The sequence below is a fragment of the Altererythrobacter xiamenensis genome, assembly GCF_900177715.1.
Lineage (GTDB): Bacteria > Pseudomonadota > Alphaproteobacteria > Sphingomonadales > Sphingomonadaceae > Erythrobacter > Erythrobacter xiamenensis.
The window spans coordinates 453862-474729 of the sequence record NZ_FXWG01000003.1 but is presented as its reverse complement, the minus strand read 5'-3'; the positions used below and the strand labels follow the sequence as shown (position 1 = coordinate 474729).

The 20868-nt window shown below is 62.7% G+C and carries 18 protein-coding genes and 1 tRNA gene; 9 read left to right on the top strand and 10 right to left on the bottom strand.

Annotation, left to right across the window (positions count from 1 at the left end; all coding sequences use genetic code 11):
- From CCE89_RS12885 to CCE89_RS12875, 3 genes are all read right to left on the bottom strand, one after another.
- Positions 1-537, bottom strand: coding sequence for an AHH domain-containing protein (locus tag CCE89_RS12885; protein ID WP_086438453.1), 537 nt, complete (start codon positions 535-537; stop codon positions 1-3).
- Positions 538-542: 5 nt separating this feature from the next.
- Positions 543-1331 (bottom strand): hypothetical protein, encoded by a 789-nt coding sequence (locus CCE89_RS12880; protein WP_086438452.1) that lies wholly within the window; start codon positions 1329-1331, stop codon positions 543-545.
- 136 nt (positions 1332-1467) lie between these two features.
- Complete coding sequence (locus CCE89_RS12875) at positions 1468-1953, bottom strand: flavodoxin family protein (RefSeq protein ID WP_086438451.1); 486 nt, start codon at positions 1951-1953, stop codon at positions 1468-1470.
- An 81-nt stretch (positions 1954-2034) separates the two neighbouring features.
- On the opposite strand from CCE89_RS12875, the gene recJ reads away from it, so the two are divergent.
- From recJ to phoB, 8 genes are all read left to right on the top strand, one after another.
- A complete protein-coding gene (recJ, locus tag CCE89_RS12870) occupies positions 2035-3819 on the top strand; it encodes a single-stranded-DNA-specific exonuclease RecJ (protein ID WP_086438450.1) in 1785 nt (594 codons plus the stop codon).
- Positions 3820-3879: 60 nt separating this feature from the next.
- A tRNA-Glu gene (locus CCE89_RS12865) sits at positions 3880-3955 on the top strand.
- Positions 3956-4072: 117 nt separating this feature from the next.
- A complete protein-coding gene (locus CCE89_RS12860; protein ID WP_086438449.1) occupies positions 4073-5269 on the top strand; it encodes a sensor histidine kinase in 1197 nt (398 codons plus the stop codon).
- Between the two features lie 178 nt (positions 5270-5447).
- Positions 5448-6833, top strand: a complete 1386-nt coding sequence (pstC, locus tag CCE89_RS12855; protein ID WP_086438448.1) for a phosphate ABC transporter permease subunit PstC — start codon at positions 5448-5450, stop codon at positions 6831-6833.
- Positions 6826-8103 (top strand): phosphate ABC transporter permease PstA, encoded by a 1278-nt coding sequence (gene pstA, locus CCE89_RS12850; protein WP_086438447.1) that lies wholly within the window; start codon positions 6826-6828, stop codon positions 8101-8103. The genes pstC and pstA overlap by 8 nt, the downstream gene beginning before the upstream one ends.
- Positions 8104-8141: 38 nt before the next feature.
- Positions 8142-8888 (top strand): phosphate ABC transporter ATP-binding protein PstB, encoded by a 747-nt coding sequence (pstB, locus tag CCE89_RS12845; protein WP_234990110.1) that lies wholly within the window; start codon positions 8142-8144, stop codon positions 8886-8888.
- Positions 8888-9556, top strand: coding sequence for a phosphate signaling complex protein PhoU (gene phoU / locus CCE89_RS12840; RefSeq protein ID WP_200810350.1), 669 nt, complete (start codon positions 8888-8890; stop codon positions 9554-9556). The genes pstB and phoU overlap by 1 nt, the downstream gene beginning before the upstream one ends.
- Before the next feature lie 87 nt (positions 9557-9643).
- Positions 9644-10333 (top strand): phosphate regulon transcriptional regulator PhoB, encoded by a 690-nt coding sequence (gene phoB, locus CCE89_RS12835; RefSeq protein ID WP_086438445.1) that lies wholly within the window; start codon positions 9644-9646, stop codon positions 10331-10333.
- A 14-nt stretch (positions 10334-10347) separates the two neighbouring features.
- On the opposite strand, the gene CCE89_RS12830 is transcribed toward phoB, so the two are convergent.
- From CCE89_RS12830 to CCE89_RS12800, 7 genes are all read right to left on the bottom strand, one after another.
- Complete coding sequence (locus CCE89_RS12830; RefSeq protein WP_086438444.1) at positions 10348-11079, bottom strand: extensin-like domain-containing protein; 732 nt, start codon at positions 11077-11079, stop codon at positions 10348-10350.
- Between the two features lie 8 nt (positions 11080-11087).
- Positions 11088-14687, bottom strand: a complete 3600-nt coding sequence (locus tag CCE89_RS12825) for an error-prone DNA polymerase (protein ID WP_086438443.1) — start codon at positions 14685-14687, stop codon at positions 11088-11090.
- Between the two features lies 1 nt (position 14688).
- Positions 14689-16158 carry a UdgX family uracil-DNA binding protein gene (locus CCE89_RS12820; protein ID WP_086438442.1) on the bottom strand — a complete coding sequence of 490 codons (1470 nt, stop codon included), beginning with the start codon at positions 16156-16158 and terminating at the stop codon, positions 14689-14691.
- Positions 16155-17399, bottom strand: coding sequence for a putative DNA modification/repair radical SAM protein (locus CCE89_RS12815; protein WP_086438441.1), 1245 nt, complete (start codon positions 17397-17399; stop codon positions 16155-16157). Before CCE89_RS12815 ends, CCE89_RS12820 begins: the two co-directional genes overlap by 4 nt.
- Positions 17400-17493: 94 nt before the next feature.
- Positions 17494-17826: a PilZ domain-containing protein gene (locus CCE89_RS12810; protein WP_086438440.1), complete on the bottom strand. Its 333-nt coding sequence runs from the start codon at positions 17824-17826 to the stop codon at positions 17494-17496.
- A 74-nt stretch (positions 17827-17900) separates the two neighbouring features.
- Positions 17901-19451 carry a Y-family DNA polymerase gene (locus tag CCE89_RS12805; RefSeq protein WP_086438439.1) on the bottom strand — a complete coding sequence of 517 codons (1551 nt, stop codon included), beginning with the start codon at positions 19449-19451 and terminating at the stop codon, positions 17901-17903.
- Entirely contained in the window at positions 19402-20175 is a 774-nt protein-coding gene (locus CCE89_RS12800; protein ID WP_234990076.1) for a recA-like protein, read from the bottom strand. The genes CCE89_RS12805 and CCE89_RS12800 overlap by 50 nt, the downstream gene beginning before the upstream one ends.
- A 142-nt stretch (positions 20176-20317) precedes the next feature.
- Here CCE89_RS12800 and CCE89_RS12795 point away from each other — a divergent pair, with 142 nt between their 5' ends.
- Positions 20318-20800: a pyridoxamine 5'-phosphate oxidase family protein gene (locus CCE89_RS12795; protein ID WP_086438437.1), complete on the top strand. Its 483-nt coding sequence runs from the start codon at positions 20318-20320 to the stop codon at positions 20798-20800.
- Positions 20801-20868 lie beyond the last annotated feature (68 nt).

Below are 20868 nucleotides of genomic sequence, written 5' to 3'. Positions count from 1 at the left end.
CTAGCGCGCGCTCCAGAGCTGTTCGGCCATCGCGTCGAGCTCCGTAAAATCGTATCCGGTGCCGAGCGGGTCGTTCTTGTTCAGGACGAGCCGCCGGCGCTCCGCAAGCAGGCGACGCCTCAATGCGTCTTGCAGCAGGCTGAGCCTGAATAGCGCGCTACGCAGCGCCGCGTCGGGATTCTGAGCCCGCTCGGCAGACCAGCTTTCCTCGATCCGGCCCACCCGCGCGATTACCACCAGGTTATAATGTCGATGCGGCCCGCGATGCAGCGGCATCCCGATCCGCAGCGCCGCGTTCTCGTTAGCTGGCAAGAGAAGTCCGTTGGCGCGAAAATCGTCGAACCCGATACGCTTGCGTCCGATTGCCGAAAACATCGCTTCGCATGCGCCGACCGAGAGCAGTTGCAGTGGCAGAATGTGATGACGCTGGAGACCGGGATCGTAGCTCAGACTGCCACGGCAATTCACGCGCCTGAAGGGGATCGCAGGCAAGCGCGAGAAAGAATTGAACGTATTGCCGACCCCCCATTGGCGCATTTAGCTCATTCGCCCTGCACCCTCACGAACTTGCCGTTTTCCGAGGGCTCCACCCGCAATCGCTGCCCGTCGGGCGCGATGACGTATTCCCCCTCGGTTACTCGTCCGACCAGAACGAGCTGGTTTATCAGGCGAACGCCTAGCCGCGTTGCCGCAACCTTGTCTGCGGCGAGCGATGGTTCAATCCGCAGTTCCTGACCGATCAGGTAATCGAGGCCGACACTGTGCAACCCTCCATCCACAGTCTCACGGAAAGCTGTGAGCCCGAGCGCGGGGAAAGCGCCTCCATCAACCCAGGCAGTCACCGTCGATTCGAAGAAGCGCCTGCCGATTACGCTCTGGGAAGGTGCCCAGATCACCGCTTCAATTGTCGGGAAGTGATGTACGATATCGCGCGCCAGGGCGAACATCGCCTTGAGCACTGGCAGGGTGCGTTCGCCGCCCGAAAGATGCGAGCCCGGAACCAGTTCGATGGCTTCGAAATCGGATTTTGAAGGTCTCCGATCGAAATCGACCAGATATTCAGTTCGGGGAATTGGGACGCCAGGCGGCGGTACGAGTCCGCGCAGATCGAAGGTCAGTCCGGAGTGGACGAGCTCGATCCACTGGTGTTCTTCAAGGTCGGGCATTTCGCCTGCGGCGATGCTTTGTGCGTCGACAGCTTTGAGGGGTGGACGTTCGGCCGGATCGAAAGACACCGAAACCGTCGCGTGACGACCCGCAAACTCGCGGACTGCCAAGCGATCGGGTCGTGCGCCAGAGGCAAACAACAGGCACACGCCGTGAACGCTCACGCGCCGAACCTTCCTCGCAATGGCAGCATCGAATGCTCTCCCCCTTCGAGCATCTATCTCTCTGCTCGGCGGGCTAAGCGTGGTTCCTCGGTCACGCTGGGTCCGCCGTCCCGTCATTATCAACACCCCTGTGGCATCAATAAATGCCCAAGGATAGCCCCTCGGCCAATGCCGATCCGAGGTTTTTACAACTTTCAAGTGTATTGAGAGGCACTTGCTTTGTCGCCATGATTTCTTCCGGAGTTTGCGCATCGAAGTTCACGATCATCGGATCGGAAACCCGCTTCAACCGCCACCCCGTGGCAATGCGATCGATCTGTTTCTGGGCCCCCTCGCCATCCGATCCGGCGGCGATGATGGTGGCATAGGCACGCCCTTCGATCTTGCCGAGAACGGGATAATAGCACCGGTCGAACATCTCTTTCATCTCACCGCTCATGCTTGCGAGGTTTTCCGGACACACGAAAAGGTAGGCCCCCGCTGAGAGCAGGTCTTCCGGCATGACTTCAGTCGCTCGCATCAGCACCGCATTGTCGCCCGCACCTTCAAACGCTGCTTCGGCCATTGCTTTGCTGGCATCGGTGCGGCTGTGCCAAGCGATCAGGAGTTTCGTTTCGTCCATGGCCCGGTCAAAGACTTGCCGCTGTCGATTGTCAATTGCAGCCCATTGTCGAGGGCCAAACCATTGGGTTAAAACGGGGTAATGGCTACACGATCGCTCTCCACGGCACTCGGAATCGAGATGTCCCTTTCAGGGCGGGCCTGGAGATGGCGTGGCGGCAATATGGCGCTCGAGGATGGCGCAGCCTCACTCGAAAACGACATCGTCGCGCAACTGCTGATGACCAGAGGCGTCGCGCAAGACGACATCGAACGTCACGCGAAGCCTACGCTTCGCGACTTTCTCCCCGACCCGTCCGAGTTTCGCGACATGGAAACCGCGGCCGAGCGGATCGTGCAGGCGGTTCTGGGCGGCGAAGCCGTCACGATCTACGGCGACTACGACGTCGACGGCGCAACCAGCGCCGCGCTTCTGGTCAGCCTCTTGCGCGATCTGGGTGCCGACGCGAATTACTACATCCCGGACAGGCTGCTCGAAGGCTACGGACCAAGTGGAGAGGCGCTCGTCCGGCTCGCGGAACAGGGTTCGAGCCTGATCGTCACGGTCGATTGCGGTGCGATGGCCTTCGAAGCGCTCGAACAGGCGCATACTGCAGGGATCGATGTGATCGTCGTCGATCACCACAAATGTGCAGCCGAGCTTCCCAAGGCGGCCGCGCTCGTGAACCCCAACCGTCTCGACGAAAACGATCTGGCCGCGAGCCACGGTCATCTCGCGGCGGTCGGCGTCGCCTTCCTTCTCGCAATCGCGATCGTCAGGACGCTGCGGAAGCGCGGATATTTCGAGACGCGAAAAGAGCCCGACCTCATGGGCCTGCTCGACCTCGTCGCGCTGGGCACCGTTGCCGATGTTGCGGCACTGCACGGCCTCAATCGGGCTTTCGTCGCGCAGGGGCTGAAAGTCATGGCGCGCCGCGACAGGATCGGTATGGCGGCGCTGATCGACGCCAGCAGGTTGAAACGCGCGCCGCAATGCAGCGACCTGGGCTTCGCATTGGGCCCGCGTATCAATGCAGGCGGACGAGTGGGCGAATCCACTCTGGGGGTGCGCCTTCTCACGACTGACGATCCCGAAGAAGCGCGCCAGATCGCCGAACAGCTCTCCGCTCTCAATGAAGAGCGCCGCGCGATCGAGGCGGAGGTGCAGGAAGCGGCCGAAGCGCAGATCGCTTCGCAGCACAACCAGTCGGTGCAGGTGCTATGCGGCGAAGGCTGGCATCCCGGGGTGATCGGGATCGTTGCCGGACGCATCAAGGAGAAGACCGGCAAACCGGCCATCGTCATTGCTCTCGACGAGGACGGCACCGGCAAGGGATCGGGTCGCTCGATCTCCGGCGTCGATCTTGGCGCGGCGATAATCGCGGCGCGCGAATCCGAACTGTTGGTGGCAGGCGGCGGTCACGCGATGGCGGCCGGCCTCACGATCGATCGCGACAAGCTCAGCGCGTTTGTGGAGTTTCTCGATCAGAGATTGGCACGCGATGTCGACCGGGCACGGCAAAGTCAGTCGATGCAGCTCGATCTCGCGCTTGCTCCGGGAGGGCTGACGCCCTCGCTTGTAGAGACGCTCGACGGCGCCGGGCCCTATGGCGTCGGCTGGCCGGGTCCGCGTGTGGCCGTCGGGCCAGTGCGAATCATCAAGGCAGACATTGTGGGCAAGGATCACTTGCGCATTATCGCGGCAGGCGAGGACGGTCGGTCATTGAAGGCGATCGCATTTCGCGCTGCCGAAACGGAGATGGCGCAAACCCTGCTTCATCGCTCTGCCGGGCGACGGTTCCACCTTGCCGGGCGGGCCAAGATCGACGACTGGGGCACCCGCCCGCAGGCCGAATTGCACCTTGAAGACGCAGCTTTTGCAGATTGAGTGAATGCGGGGGTTGACCGCATCACAACCGCCCCCTAAAGGCGCGCTCTCCACCGCGTTGGCCCCTTCGTCTAGCGGTCTAGGACGCCGCCCTTTCACGGCGGAAACACGGGTTCGAGTCCCGTAGGGGTCACCACTTTTTCCGACATCGCAATATTCACCCCCGCAGGGGGAAAGCCGGTCAGGTTCTTTGCCCTGCTGCGCGATGCGGAGTGCTTTTCTTTGCACGAGCATCTGATATGCCCGCCCCGCGATGACGCCGTCCAACCCGATTCCCTTGTCCGGCATCCTGCTTGCACTGGTAGCGCTGGTTGCGATGTTCGCGATGGGTGTCGACCCGTTCCTCGCCATTGCGGTCGCGGTCGTCTGGATCGGCTCGCTTTTCCTCGCAGTCGCCTCCCCACCCGATTCACCTCTCATGGCGCAAGAGCAGCCGTTCACGCAGGATAATATGCGCGATCTGATCGAGCATTCGTCCACGCCGCTGCTTGTGACCGACAAGGACAAGGTCGCTCTCGCCAACCGCGCGGCGCGCAACCTTCTCGGCAGCCATGTCGTCAATCAGGACCTGCGCGTTGCGTTTCGTCAGCCCAAGGCAATCAAGCTGCTTTTGAAGCGGAAAGACGGCGCGACAGTCGTGAAAGGGCTGGTTCGTCGCCGCGACATCTGGCGCATCAACAGGCAGGGCATCGGTGACGGCCTCGCCGTGGTTGAATTGATCAATCTCACCGCAGAATCCGATATCAGCCGCGCACATACGGACTTCGTGGCGAACGCCAGCCACGAGTTGCGCACACCGCTCGCCTCGATAATCGGGTACGTAGAGACACTCCGCGACGAGGGGGAAGATCTCGATCCCAAGACCGCCGCCAAGTTTCACGAAACGATTCTCAAGGAAGCCAGGCGCCTGCAGTCTCTCGTCAGCGACCTCATGTCGCTTTCCAGGGTCGAGGCGGAGAAACACGAAGAACCGAGCGAGCCGCTCGATCTCGCCCCGCTGGTCGAGCGCGCCGCGCGCGATGCCGCAGGATCGGAGCGCGCCGATAATCTGCGCTTCGAGCTGGAAGCAGGCCACCAGGTCAGGGGCGATGCGAAGCAGCTCGAGCAACTCGTCCGCAACCTCGTCGACAACGCTCTCAAATATGGGGCGTCCGATGCACCTGTGGAGGTAAAGCTGGTCAAGGGCGCAGAAAACCGCATGCACCTGATCGTGACCGACCATGGCGAAGGTATTGCGGCAGAGCACATTCCCCACCTGACACGCCGCTTCTACCGCACCGATCCCGGGCGCAGCCGTGCCTCGGGCGGGACCGGCCTCGGCCTTGCCATCGTCAAACATATTGTTGAACGCCACCGCGGACGGCTCGACATAGAGAGCGAAGTCGGCAAAGGCACCTCTATCACCGTCCGAATCCCCTTGATCGATGAAGAGGTAGAGGCATTGTCATGAGATTGTCACATTTCTCGAACAACGCAGCCTCCGACAAAGCGGGGACGTGAGGCGAATTCAGCAATACGGGGGCCGCGCAGCCGTGACCAACCAACTCGACCGCAAGCCGCCATCCAGCAAGCCGTCCGTTTTGCACCCACCCCAGGCAGTTCCAAGACCGGAAGCAGACTAGTTCTTCATGTCGCTCGTAACACTTCTCCTCATGGCAATCGGTCTTGGTCTGGCCGGATGGCTGGCCGCGCGTGCCCGCGCCTGGACCTTTCAGAAGGAAAGCCCCGGTACGCGGCTTGCTGCGCGCCCCAATTACCACGGCTGGTACGTAGCGCTCTGGATCACCGTGCCGGTGCTCGTCTTCGGCGTGATCTGGTCGGCCATCGCGCCGCAACTTGTCATGCAATCGGTGCTTGCATCGCCTGCTGCAGCCGACCTTCCCCAATTCGGATTCGCACGTGATTCGATCCTTGCCGAGGCGCGCGCAGTGGCGTCAGGCAATGCGCAGGCCGTGTTCAATCCGCAGGCGGAAGCGCTGATCGAGCCTTTCCGCTCGGCGCTGAGCTTCTACAACTGGATCGGTATAGCGCTTATCGCGGCGATCGCCCTGGCGGCAGGAAGCTTCGCATTCCTGCGCCTCAAGCCGAATTTCACGGCGCGGACGCGGGTCGAGCGCACGGTGATGATCGTCCTGCTGCTTGCATCGCTGGTCGCGATCCTGACCACTTTCGGCATTTTTGCCAGCCTGGTTTTCGAGACGGTCCGCTTCTTCGGAATGGTCTCGCCCATAGATTTTCTCTTTGGAACGTTCTGGGGCCCCGACCCGATGAGCAACCCCGAAGCGGCCGACGGTTCGCGCTACGGCGCCATCCCGTTGTTCTGGGGCACGATCTACATCGGTGCGATCATCGCCATGATCGTCGCCATACCGCTCGGCCTGATGAGCGCGATCTATCTGACGCAATACGCCGATCCACGCCTGCGCGCCTGGCTCAAGCCTGCGCTCGAGATCCTCGCGGGCGTTCCGACTGTCGTTTATGGCTATTTTGCAGCGCTGACCGTGGCCCCGGCCATTCGCGACTTCGCCGTTTCGATCGGCATCACCAGCGCCTCCAGCGAAAGCGCACTCGCTGCCGGCCTCGTCATGGGCGTGATGATCATCCCGTTCGTCTCCTCGATGGCGGACGATTCGATTGCTGCAGTGCCCTCGGCGATGCGCGACGGTAGCCTTGCGATGGGTGCCACGACGTCGGAAACCATCCGGCGCGTGCTCGTGCCCGCTGCCCTCCCCGGTATTGTTGCAGGCGTCATGCTCGCGGTCAGTCGCGCGATCGGTGAAACCATGATCGTGGTGATGGCCGCAGGTGCAGCGGCCAACCTCACTGGCAACCCGCTTGAAGCGATGACAACCGTCACCTTCCAGATCGTGGCGATGCTCACCGGTGAAGGCAGTTTCGACCACCCTGCCACGCTGAGCGCCTTCGCACTCGGCTTCGTTCTCTTCATGGTCACGCTGGCGCTCAACTTCGTCGCTCTGCGTGTCGTCAAACGGTTCCGTGAAGCCTATGACTGATTCAATCATCCCCGACGGTCCCGACCACGGCGGCAATCCAACCAGGACCGACGCTTTCGCGCGGCGCCTGAAGAAGCGCTACGCCGCGGAGCGCCGGTTCAAGATGGCTGGCCTTGCCGCGATCCTGTTCTCTGTGGCCGTCCTGATCTTCCTGCTCGGCAACATGACGATCAACGGGTTCGGCGGCTTTCAGCGCGCAGAAGTCGAAGTGACAATCGACTTCCCCGAAGCCGGGATTTCCGCAGACCCGCAAAGCATGCAGTCGAGCGGCGCGCTGCAAAATCTCGAGGCGCAAGGGTTGCAGGAAGTGGTCGCTTTCTACGCCGAGCAGTCGCTGGGCGAAGAAGGTGCAGCCGAACTCAACTCCGAGGCATGGCGCGAAGTTGCCGCCGCTATCGCGGATAATCCGGAAATCCTGCGCAGCGAAACGACTTTCGAACTTCCCGCAAGCGCCAACCTTTCTGCAGGATACAATGGCGAAGGCTCGGAAGAGATGCAGGAGCTTGCCTCCCGTCTCGCTGAGGAAGGCAAGCTGTCGGAAAACTTCGATAGCGGCTTCCTGGAGCGGTCCGATGCTACCGATCCGCAGCAGGTCGGAATCTGGGGCGCCCTCAAAGGCTCCTTCCTGACGATGATCGTCACGCTTCTGATGGCTTTCCCGATTGGCGTGCTGGCCGCGCTTTACCTTGAAGAATACGCACCGAAAAACCGCTGGACCGACATTATCGAGGTTTCGATCAACAACCTCGCCGCAGTCCCATCGATCATCTTCGGCCTGCTTGGCCTTGCGGTGTTCCTCTGGATATTCCCGAACTACCGTTCGGCGCCACTCATCGGCGGTATGACGCTGGCGCTGATGACCATGCCGGTGATCGTTATCTCGGGCCGCAATGCGATCAAGGCGGTCCCGCCTTCAATCCGTGACGGCGCGCTCGCCATTGGCGCTTCGCCGGTGCAGGTGGTGTTCCACCATGTGCTGCCGCTCGCCCTGCCCGGCATCCTGACTGGCACGATCATCGGGATGGCCCGCGCGCTGGGCGAAACCGCGCCGCTGCTGATGATCGGCATGCGCGCCTTCGTCGCGACTCCGCCCGATGGCTTCACATCACCCGCCACCGTGTTGCCCGTCCAGATCTTCCTCTGGTCGGACGAAATCGACCGCGGTTTCGTCGAGCGTACGAGCGCTGCTATCATCGTGCTCTTGCTGTTCCTCCTCTTGATGAACGGCATAGCCATCTACCTTCGCAACAAATTCGAGAAGACCTGGTGACCGTAGTCCATCCCAACCTCGAGCAGACCAAAGCCAAGATGCGCGCGACCGACGTGTCGGTGTATTATGGCGACAAGAAAGCGATCGATAACGTCTCGATCGATATTCCGGAGAAGTACGTCACTGCCTTCATCGGCCCGTCGGGCTGCGGCAAATCGACCTTTCTCCGCACGCTCAACCGCATGAACGATACTATCCCGATTGCTCGCGTCGAGGGCACGATCGAGCTCGATGGCGAAGACGTCTACGCCTCGGGCATGGACGTGGTTCAGCTGCGCGCGCGTGTCGGCATGGTCTTTCAGAAACCCAACCCGTTTCCGAAGTCGATCTATGACAACATTGCATACGGCCCGCGCATCCACGGTCTTGCCGAACGCAAGGACGAGATCGACGCGATAGTCGAAAAGTCGCTGACCCGCGCCGGCCTTTGGGAAGAGGTCAAGGATCGCCTCGCCGATTCCGGTACCGCGCTTTCGGGCGGCCAGCAGCAGCGTCTGTGCATCGCTCGCGCCATCGCGGTCGATCCCGAAGTGATCCTGATGGACGAGCCCTGCTCGGCGCTCGATCCGATCGCGACGGCCAAGATCGAAGAGCTGATTGCCGATCTTTCCGGTCGCTATGCCATCGTCATCGTGACCCACTCCATGCAGCAGGCGGCCCGCGTGTCGCAGCGCACGGCCTTCTTCCACCTCGGCAAGATGGTGGAATACGGGCGCACATCGGATATCTTCACCAATCCGCTCGAGCAGCGGACTCAGGACTACATCACAGGGCGGTACGGCTGATGAGCGAACACACAGTAAAAGCGTTCGACGAGGACATCACGCGCCTTCGCGGTCTCATCACCGAGATGGGCGGCCTCGCCGAAGTTTCGATCCAGGAAGCGCTGGACGCACTGGTGAAGGGCGATCAGGACCTCGCCAAACAGGTGATCGACCGTGACAAGAAGATCGACGCGCTCGAATCCGAGATCGACAAGCTCGCGGTGCGGGTCATCGCCCTGCGTGCACCGATGGCGGACGACCTGCGCGAAGTTATCGCGGCGCTCAAGATCGCTGGCGTGGTCGAGCGTATCGGCGACTATTCCAAGAACATTGCCAAACGCGTCGGCAGCATCGAGGATCGCGGCCGCTTCGAGCCGCTGACCTTGCTCCCGGCGATGGGCGAACTGGCGGCCGAAATGGTCCATGACGTGCTGACCGCCTACGCGGCGCGCAATGCCGAGCTCGCGCTCGAAGTGATCCGCGCAGACGAGAAGGTCGATGCCTTCTACAACAGCATTTTCCGCAATCTCGTCAGTCATATGGTGGAGAATCCTTCGACCATTTCGACCGCGGCGCAATTGCTCTTCGTTGCGCGAAACATCGAACGGATCGGCGATCACGCGACCAATGTGGCTGAAATGGTCCACTTCTCCGCGACCGGTCTTTACCCACCGGACGAGGATGCCTGATCGCGACTGTTTTATGCGTTTGATTGACGCAAAACTGTAACGCGATGGTCATAAGTCGCCGGAGGACCTGAAGGAAAAGGAATACCGATGGCCACGGCGAAACTCTTGCTTGTCGAAGACGATCCGTCACTGTCCGAACTGCTGCGGTTTCGCTTCGAGAGCGAGGGATACAATGTTCGCGTGACGCCCGATGGCGACGAGGCACTCATTCTCGCCAGCGAAGACGTACCGGACCTCGTAATCCTCGACTGGATGATCGAGGGAACCAGCGGCATCGAGGTCTGCCGCCGGTTGCGACGCGACAAGCAGACCGCCCATGTCCCGATCATCATGCTTACCGCGCGCGAGGAAGAGGACGACCGGGTGCGCGGCCTCGAAACCGGTGCGGACGACTATCTGACCAAGCCTTTCAGCCCGCGCGAGCTGATTGCCCGAGTCGCCGCGGTCATGCGGCGGATCCGCCCTGCCCTTGCCGGAGAAGTTCTGGAAGTCGGGGATTTCCTGCTCGACACGGTTGCGCACAAGGTCTCGCGCGGAGGCGAGGAACTGCAACTCGGCCCGACCGAATACCGCCTCTTGCAATTTTTCATGGAGAGCCCCGGCCGGGTCTTCAGCCGCGGGCAGCTACTCGATGGCGTTTGGGGAACGGGCAGCGATATCGAATTGCGGACCGTCGACGTCCATATCCGCAGACTGCGCAAGGCGATTATGGAAAGCGGCAAACGCGATCCCATCCGCACCGTGCGATCGGCTGGATATGCATTCGAGCCCAACTGAAGCCTGACAGGTCTTTAGCGGCAGACTCCGGTCCAGCGCGTCCCCTGGTCGAGATGAAAGTGGTCTGCGTGGGCCGCGTTGTAATCCGGTGAGAGGACGGTCCTGAAGCTGTCGCAGGCGGCATCGCGCGCTGCCTTCAGGAAATTGCCCCTGACGTCATTCTTCCAATCATTCAGGACCGTGATCCTGCGACCATCGTCGAGCACGAACGCTTGAATGTCGATCGCATTGCCGGTGGCATGCTCGCTCCACGGGCTGTTGCGGCTGTCGCTGATGCGGCGACAGCTGTTCGTCCCGAGGTGCTCGATCCGAACGACGCGCGCACCAAGGTGCGTTTGGGCGGCCTGCTGCAAGCCATTGTTGAGCCAAATCTGGAGCCCGGCAGCGACTGGGCAAGTCGAAATCGGCGCGCTCGGCCTCAGCGGAGCGCTGGTCATTTGCGTGCGGTCGCGCCGCAGGCACGGCCCCTCGCCCACCGTCTCGAGAGTGCGAAACTCCACCCCGCTGGTGCTGAGCGCAGTGCGGCAGGCGCCGCGGTCTTCGGTAATATCCATCAGCTTCATCTTGGTAGCGAATCCGGGAGGATGGCGCAGATCGAGCGGGGCGAACGGATTGTGCTCGGGATTTTCGCGCAACCAGAAGGCACCGGCAAAAACCACCACCGCGAAAATGAGAATCGCGATGAGCCGGGTCTCGCCCATGAGGATTTCGATAGGCCGCGAGGCTTTGAAAGGGGATCGTGCCATGATGCGACTCAGTGGAAATCGCGTGACTTGGGCAGGATGCGGACATTGCGCGGATGGGTGCGCGTATTCGGTAATTCGTCGATCAGGTCGCGGGGGCGCAGCGCCGGTCTCTCGCCCGGTTTCCCATGGCTCGAAGGCAGCGGACTGTTGACATGATCAGCGCGCGCGACAGGCGCGTTGAGCAGATCGTCGGAAAGCGCGTGCAGCGCTTCGGTCGCATCGGTCATGTGATGTGCGATCACGTGAATTACCTCGTCGTCATATTCCACCCGCCCGCGCACCTCCATGAGGCGGGCTCCCATGACGACCCGGCGCTGTTTTTCTTTCAGGTCCGGCCAGACGACGAGATTAACGACTCCCGTCTCATCTTCAAGAGTGATGAAGCACACGCCCTTTGCACTGCCGGGTCTCTGCCGGATCAGGACGACGCCGGCGACCTGCACCATCGAGCGGAACTTGCGGTCCCTGAGATCGCAGGCGCGCACGAAGCCGCGTTCGGCGAGGCTGGCGCGCAGGAAGGCCATCGGATGCGCCTTCAGGCTGAGGCGCGTGGTCTGGTAATCGGCCACGACCTCTTCGGAAAGCGGCATCTGCGGCAGACGGGTTTGCGCCTTTTCCGCCCCCTCGTCCCGCTCCGCCGCCGCCTTGAACAGCGGCAAGTCGGGCACGCCGATCAGGCTGCGCGCATCCCACAAAGCCTGGCGCCGCGAAAGGTCTAGCGAGTTGAAGCAGTCGGCGCTCGCGAGCCGTTCGATATGAGCGGGCGAAAGGCCCGCGCGGTCCCTCAGCTCGGCCACATCGCGATAGGGCCCGTTCTCGGAGCGCTCCGCCACCAGCGCCGCCGCGACATGTTCGGGCAAGCCGTCGATCTGGCGCAGACCAAGGCGCAGGGCGATGTTTTCTCGCTTACGTTCGGGCGCCATGCCACCTATGCTTTCGGAGTCCGTAGCCGCCCGCTCCCTCCACCCTTCCACCCGGATGGTATCCCGGTAGGCTCCGGGCGGAAGGGTGGAGGGAGCGGGTGGCTTGGCACTTTCTTCCAACGTGCAATCCCACATGCTTGCGTTCACATCCGTCGGCAGTACCTCGACACCATGCTCACGTGCGTCACGTACGATCTGCGCCGGCGCGTAGAAACCCATGGGCTGCGAGTTGAGCAGCGCGCAGGCAAAGGCGGCGGGGAAGTGGCATTTGAGCCAGCTCGACACATAGACGAGGTGCGCGAAGCTCGCTGCATGGCTTTCGGGAAAGCCGTATTCGCCGAAACCGCGGATCTGGTTGAAGCAGCGCTCGGCGAAGTCGGGATCGTAGCCGCGCGTGACCATGCGCCCGACCATCATGTCCTGCAGCTCGTCGACCATGCCGCGACTGCGGAAGGTCGCCATGGCCTTTCTCAGCCGATTCGCCTCGGCGCTTGAAAACTTCGCCGCATCGAGCGCGATCTTCATCGCCTGCTCCTGGAAGATCGGCACGCCCAGCGTGCGCTCGAGAATGCTGGAAAGCTCGTCCGGCGGGCCATGTTCGGGCGAAGGCGCGGGGATAACCACTTCTTCCGCGCCCCTCCGGCGCTTGAGATAGGGATGCACCATATCGCCCTGGATCGGCCCCGGGCGCACGATCGCGACCTGGATCACGAGATCGTAGAACTCGCATGGGCGCAGGCGCGGCAGCATGTTCATCTGCGCCCTGCTTTCCACTTGGAACACGCCGAGCGAGTCCCCCTTGCGCAGCATGGCGTAGGTTTCGGGATCTTCGCGCGGCACCGTCGCGAGCGTGAGAGCCTGCCCATGATGATCCTCTAGCAAGTCGAGGCATTTCTTGATGCAGGTCAGCATGCCCAGCGCCAGCACATCGACCTTGAGGATGCCCAGCGCCTCGATATCGTCCTTGTCCCATTCGATGAAGCTGCGCTCCGGCATGGCCCCGTTTCCGATCGGCACCGTTTCGGTCAGTGCGCCCTCTGTCAGGATGAAGCCGCCGACATGCTGGCTGAGATGGCGCGGCATGCCGATCATCTGCTGGGTCAGCTTGAGCACGCGGCGCAGGTGCGGGTCGCTGAGGTCCATACCTGTCTCGGCGACATGCGCCTCGCCGATCTCGCGGCCCCATCCGCCCCATACGGTGCGGGCGAGCGCGCTGGTCACATCCTCCGACAGGCCCATCGCCTTGCCCACTTCGCGGATCGCCATGCGCGGGCGGTAGTGGATGACGGTCGCGGTCAGGCCGGCGCGGTGGCGGCCATACTTGCGGTAGATGTACTGGATCACCTCCTCACGCCGCTCGTGCTCGAAATCGACGTCGATATCGGGTGGCTCGCGGCGTTCTTCGGAGATGAAGCGGTCGAACAGCAACTGATGCTTGGCCGGATCGACGCTGGTGATTTCGAGGCAATAGCAGACGGCGGAATTGGCGGCGCTGCCCCTGCCCTGGCACAGAATCGGCGGATCGACCTGCCGGGCGAAATCGACGATATCCTTGATGGTCAGGAAATAGCGCGCGAGGTCGAGTTTCGCGATCAGCGCCAGCTCGCGTTCGAGCGTTTGCCCGACACTGTCGGGGACGCCGCCCGGATAGCGGTGGTCCGCCCCTTTCCACGTCTCGCTCTCGAGATATTGCTGCGGGGTCATCCCCTCGGGATAAATCTCCTCGGGATATTCGTAGCGCAATTCATCGAGGCTGAAGGTGCAGGCGTCTGCCACTTCGCGCGCGGCGCGGATCGCATGCGGCCAGCGCGCGAACAGGTGCTGCATCTCCTCCGGCGGTTTCAGGTGCCGCTCGGCATTGGGATGGAGCAGGTATCCTGCATCGGCGACGGTAGTCTTGTGCCGGATCGCGCTCATCACATCGTGCAGCGGGCGGCGCTCCGGCGCATGATAATGCACATCGTTTGTCGCCAGCAGCCCTAAGCTGTTTGCGCGCGCGAGCGCGTCGAGCCGGTCGATACGCGCCACGTCATCTCCGCTGTAGAGATAGCTCGCGGCGATGTGGCGCAGGGTGGTTAGCTGGCTCGCGAGGTGGGGCAGGAGATCGGGAAAAGGCGCGCTGACCTCGGCATCCTCGCGGAAACGATGAGCGTCGGTTTCGGGGAACGGCACCACATTGCTCGGGATAGTGATCGTGAACCTGGCCTCGAGGTCGTCGGGCGGCAGCAGGATGAGTTGCACCCCCTCGCTGTGCTCGGCCAGCATGGCGAGGCTGATGTCGCACGCGCCTTTCTCCTGCCATTCGCCGTCGAGCGTGCTCATCCGACCCGCGCTGATCAGGCGGCAGAGGCGCCCATAGGCGTCACGATCCTGCGGATAGGCGAGGAAGGCGAACCCTTCGACCGTCTCGATCCGCGTGCCGATGACGGGACGCAGTTTGAGCGTCGTCGCCTCGGTATGAATGCGCACCACGCCCGCCATGGAATTGGCATCGGCGATCCCGATCGCATCGTAACCAAGCGCGCGGGCAGTCATGGCAAGATCGACCGCATCCGAAGCCCCGCGCAGGAAGCTGAAACAGCTGACGAGGCCGAGCTCGACGAAGGGCGCACGCGGCGGCGCGTCTATGCTTGTCGGATCGATCTCGATCGTGCGCTTGGGGGGCTGGAGGTCATTCTCCGGCATCTCACGCCAGTTCCTCCAGACGTTCCTTCACCGCGGCAAGATCGGCCTCGAACAGCGCGGCCTGCCTATCGCGCGCGTCCCCGTCCAGACGCAGCAGATAGGAGGGGTGCGCCGTCACCCACAGTTCGCTCCCATCGTCGAGCGCGATGGGCTCTCCGCGCACCTTCGAAATGCTGACCGTCTTGCCGAGGATCCCGCGCGCCGCAGACGCGCCCATCGCCAGAATGACGCGCGGTTTCACGATCTCGCGTTCGGCCTCCAGCCACCAGCGGCAGGTGTCGATTTCCTTCGCTTGGGGGTTCTGGTGGAGCCGCCGCTTGCCGCGCATCACGAACTTGAAGTGCTTCACGGTGTTGGTGACGTAGGCCGCCTTGCGATCGAGCCCGACCTTTTGGAGATACTGATCAAGCAGCTGACCTGCAGGCCCGACGAAGGGGCGGCCCGCCTGATCCTCCTGATCGCCCGGCTGTTCGCCCAAGATCATCAGCGAAGCATCGCGCGGCCCCTCACCCATCACCGCGTGGTTGTCGAGCGCGCCGATCGGGCATTTGCGGCAACGGTGGATTGCCGCATCAATCGCGTCCAGCGTTTCAGGCCGGTCTTCGACATCCTCGCCGAACTTCGACGCACCTGCCGCAACCATCGCGCTCTCCCGCTTCTGCGCCCCGGCGACGAGATCGGGGATCAGCGCGGCCTCGGGCATGTTCTTCCAGTACTTCTTGGGCATTTCCTTGAGCATCGCCCCGACCTTCAGCCGCGCGGGATTGAAGATGGAGGCATAATAGGTCCGCCACAGCTCTTCGGTCGGATCGCCAGAGGGCGCCTCCGAGCGGTCGGCAGGCCCGCTTTCGCGCATAACCTCGCCGTCCCAGTGCAGGCATCCACGGGGCGTCAGGATCGACCAGCGCATGTTGGCGAAGCGCCGCATGAAGAAGCCCGCATTGGCGCGCATGATATGATGATCGGGCTCGAACCAGGCGACGTAATGCTCGCCGCCCTCGTCATCCTCGACCATTCGGAACCGGACAAAGGCGTGCATCTTGTGGCTGTCGCGCCGGACCGCCTTGTCGAGATCCTCGATCCGGCGGACATCGCTATCGGCCTTGTCCTCCATGATGCGCGGGTTCGACTGGAGCCGCCACAAGAGGCGATAGAGCAGTGCGAACCTTTGCGGGTCGGAATGCAGCGCAGCGTTCTTTGCCAGGCTGAGAAAGCGCTTGCTGGCACGCACGGGCCGCGCGCCGCTTTCCGGCACGGGTAGGCGCTTTTCCCCTCGCGATGGCCCTTCTTGAGCGAACAAGTCGCCCGTCCCGCCCGGTTCCACCCAGGACACCCGGTCGGGCGGCACATCGCATTGCACCAGTTGTCGCGCGCGCTCCCGCCAGAAGGCGAAATCATCCGGCTCCGGCAGGTGGACGACGTAATGCGCGCCGAGGCTGACATTTTGCGCAAAGGAGTTCAGGGCTGTCATGCCGCGAACAGCTCAAGCTGCTCCTGCTTCGGCGCGAGCATGCTCCTCAAGTCGGCACGGTCGGTGAGGAAAGTCGGCCGCCAATCGCAGGTGACGATGAAGGGCCGGACCTTGGTTATCGAGAGCGTCAGCTTTGCCACGTCATCGAGCCGCAGCGTCCGGTGCCGCCGCGCCGCCAGAATGCGCTTTACCGAAGTCGTCCCCAGCCCCGGCACACGCAGCAATTGCTCGCGGCTGGCGCGGTTCACATCGACCGGGAAGGCATCGCGAAACTTCAGCGCCCAGGCGAGCTTGGGATCGATGTCGAGCGGCAGATTGCCGTCCTTCTCCGCCGCCTGCACGATCTCGCCCGGCTTATAGCCGTAAAAACGCATCAGCCAGTCCGACTGATAGAGCCGGTGTTCGCGGATCAGCGGCGGACGCTTCAACGGCAGCACGGCGCTCGCATCGGGGATCGGCGAGAAAGCGCTGTAATAGACGCGGCGCAGGCTGAACGAATTGTAGAGCGTGCTCGCCTTGCCCACGATGTCGCTGTCGGTCGCGGCGTCCGCACCCACGATCATCTGGGTCGACTGGCCGGCAGGCGCAAAGCGCGGCGCATGGCGGAACCGTTTCTTCGCATCCTTCGCCTCGACGATGTCGGAGGTAGTTTTCGCCAGCGCGCCTTCGATCTGGCGCGCGTTCTTGTCAGGCGCGAGCCGGGTCAGCCCGCTGTCCGTCGGCAGTTCGACATTGATCGAGACACGGTCGGCATAAAGGCCTGCCTGGTGGATGATCTCCGGATCGGCCTCGGGGATGGTCTTGAGGTGGATATAGCCGCGGAAATCATGCTCCTCGCGCAGGATCCGCGCGACCTCCACCAGCTGCTCCATCGTGTGGTTCGAGTTCCTGATGATGCCCGAGGACAGGAACAGCCCCTCGATATAATTGCGGCGATAGAAATTGAGCGTGAGGTCGACCACCTCCTGCGGCGTGAAGCGGGCGCGCTCCACATTCGAGCTCTTGCGATTGATGCAATAGTGGCAATCGAAGATGCAGTGGTTGGTCAGCAGGACCTTGAGCAGCGAGATACAGCGGCCATCGGGCGCATAGGCGTGGCAGATGCCCATTCCCTCGGTCGAACCGATCCCCTTGCCGCCCAGCGAGTTCTTTTTCGCCGTCCCGGACGAGGCGCAGGAAGCATCGTATTTCGCCGCATCGGCGAGAATCCGAAGCTTCTGTATGATGGTTTGCGACGCCATCTGTTCTTTATATGTTCTTATCGGGGATTCGCCAATCCCCAATCTGATTTATGGTGAAATGGAGACGATTGGCCCGCTGACGGGCTTCGGGAGCTCAACCAGCGCGGCGCTGGGCCGATCCGGCGCGTTTCTCAAGCTGCTGCTTGTAGAGGTGGTCGATGACCGCCGGGTGCATCTTGCCGTCGAAAGCGACACCGGCATATTGCCCCTCGGTCCATACGACCGTGCCGAGCGGCGCGCGAATGCCGTCGACCTTGAGGGTTACGGTTTCACCGAGGCTGGTAAAGCCGAGCTTACCCTTCAGCTTGCAACCACCTTCCGAAACATCGACCAGTTCGACACAGACCGTGCGCGAGCGCAATCGCCCTTCGACAAGGACGTCGAGCGGCTTGCGCTCGGTTTCCCGCTTTCTTCCGAGTTCGGTCATGAGTGTCCTTTGCCACCTAACGGTAAACGAAAGGTATTTTACATCTCGAGAAAAACCATAACGGGCATATTCCGTTAAGGAAAAAAACCCTGCAAAAACCAGTGCGGTAGCCCTCCCCGGCCATCACCCAGGATACCATGTCGGTATACCCAGAAACGTCGCCCTTCGCTGTCCTCAAGCCGGTAGTAATCCCGCAGGCGGGTAGTGGATCGTTCGCGCCACCATTCCGGCGCAATCCGTTCCGGCCCCTCCACGCGGGCGACGTCATGCACCGATCCGCGCCAGCGAAACGCCTTTGGGCTGCCATCGGGCGAGGCATAGAGCACCGAGATCTTCTCTGGCCGGTCGAGCAGTTTCAGCGGGCGCTGGCGAAACTGCGGCTCGTTCTGGTCAACAGGCTCGGGTTCGAGCGGTGGCTGCCAGCGCTGCGCACGTTCGGGAATGTGGCTGGCGCAGCCGACCGGACGGCCGATCGCATCCGGCCCGAGCCGGACGCCGAGACGGTCGATACAGGCAGCCAGCGACGTGCCATGCTCTTCTGCAGAGCTTTCGATATCCCCCTGCTCCAGCTTGAGTTTTTCCGACCAACTCGCGCGCATCCGCACTGTCTCGATCCCGAAACCGGCATCGACATCGTCAAGCTTGGCAGCGAACAGCCGCAGGATATGCGCGGCGTCGCGCGTGGCGGCGGCAAGTTCCAGCCGCCTGCTCACCACTTCGCCATCGACGCGCCACAGGCCGAGATCGAGGCGGCGTGCACCCTCCCCCCTTCCTTCCAGTTCGCGAACCATATTCGCGGCAAGGTCGGCCATCACCTGATCGAGCAGGTCGCGGTGGCGGATCGGTTCGGCCAGCCGTCGCTGCACCAGCGGCATGGGCTGCGGCACCACCGGCAGCATCGGTTCGGGCACGCGGCCGAGCAGCTGGTCCATCCGCACGAGCGGATTGGCGGCAGGTGACTTGCGATTGCGGAAGCGGCGATGCAGCGCGTCGCGTCCGATCCCGTGAAGATCCTCCAGCCGCTTGAGACCGAGGCGGCGCAGGACGGTCAGAACATCGTCATCGAGCCTGAGCGCGGCCACCGGCAGCCTACCGAGCCGCGCCGCGGCATCCTCGTCCAGCCCGAGTATCGCGCCCTTCTGCCTCCCAGCCTCGCCGGAATAATGCGCGAGCCCCCAGGCGGCCCCCGCCGTCGGCGCTATCGCCAGCCGAACCTGCAGCTTTCGGCGGGCGAAGCTCTGCGCGACATCGGCAAGCAGCCGCCGCTCGCCGCCGAACAGATGCGCCACCGCGGTCACATCCACGATCAGCCCGTCGGGCGGGTCCATCGCGCTCCATGGCCCCCAGCGCTGCGCCCACAGGGCAAGCTTCTCCAGGAAAGCGAGGTCGCCCGCCGGATCGGACGGTGCCACGGCGATCTGCGGGCACAGCGTCCGCGCATCGGCCAGCATCATTCCCCGGCGCGCGCCCGCTTCCAGCCCGGCAGCATTGGCAGCATCGATCCGCGGACCATGCGCCGTCTCGGTAATCAGGGCGAGCGGCTGCGCATCGAGCCCTTCACCGGGCGCTATATTGTTAGAGAGCCGCCAGCGATCGACCGACAGTCGCGCGAGCCATATCGCCATGATCCGGCGTGGCTGGCTGCTGGCTGGCAGGTGCGACCGCGGCGAGACGTCCGTCATCATCGTGCAAGGTCCATTTTCCCGGGGCATGAATGCGGGCTCGGAACAGTTCGGCATGCCAGCTCGCCCGACCGGGCGCCTCTGCATTCCAGCGCGGCGGAGAGGAAGCTGCCGCCTCTACCCGCCAGCGCATCCGTGCAGAGGACAGTTCGGCCTGCGCGTCGAGCCGGACGAGCCACAGCGGCACTCCATGCTTCTCCGCCGTGAGGCTGAGCCGACGCGAAGCTGTGAAATCGAGCGCCTTCGGGTTGCCCGCCAACTCCCCGATTACAAAAGCCAGATCGCGGCACCTCAGCCCCTCTTCCAGGGCGAAGAGCGCATCTTCGGGCGTCTTTGCCGCGACATGGATCAGCCGGTGGCGCAATTCGTGTGGCAGGCCGTGGCGATAGGGCCGCCCGGTAAGGCGGATGGTTGCTGCATCCTGCACCCACAGCACCTGCCGGCGATCCTCGACCTCGCTCAAGGGATCATGCCCTGCCGCCTGCAATCCATCGCGGGCGAGCGCCAGTGCCAGCGCCGCCCCGCAGGCCGTGTCGCTGCCCGCAAAGACCTCGCTATGGGCCGGCGCATCCAGCCCCGTCCGCCAACGCTTTGCGCGGGTGGCAGACAGCGCTGCGAGGTCGCACCCTTTGCCAAGAGTGGAGAAAGACATATCCGGACGACTCATATGTTCTTACTATGTTCCATATCCGAAAGATTCGCAATCGCCTCTTTCGGTTCGTCAACACGCAGCCACGCCCCACCTCGTGCAGACGGAACAAATCGCCCGATAAGCCATTGATTAAGCAATAGCGAAGGAGATACCCCCCATGAAATATTCGACCGGTAATGCAGACGAACTGAAGACGAAGTTCTGGAAGGCGCTCGACGATTCGTCCTTCCTGTTTCTTCAGCGTAATGCCAATCCCGACAGCGCCGTCCCGATGACCGCGCAGCTGGACAAGGACGCCAATAGCTCGATCTGGTTCTTCACCCAAAAGAACAGCGATTTCGCCAAGCTCGGCCCCGTGACCGCAACCTTCGAGAGCAAGGGCCATGACCTCTTTGCCCGGTTCACCGGTACGCTCGCTATCGAAGAAGACCAGGGCCGTTTCGAACAGTTCTGGAGCAACTTCGTGAAGGCCTGGTATGATGGCGGCAAGGACGATCCCGACATCCTGTTCCTGCGTATGGACCTTGGCGACGCCGAGATCTGGAGCGGAGACCTCGGCATCCTGACCACCGCCAAGATGGCGCTGGGTCAGACCATCCATGACGAAGTGCAGGACAAGCACGCCGAAACCACGCTCTGATAGAGCGCAAGACCACAACAAGGGTCGCAAGGGGCCGCTTCCCGTCGAGGGGAGCGGCCCTTTTCTCA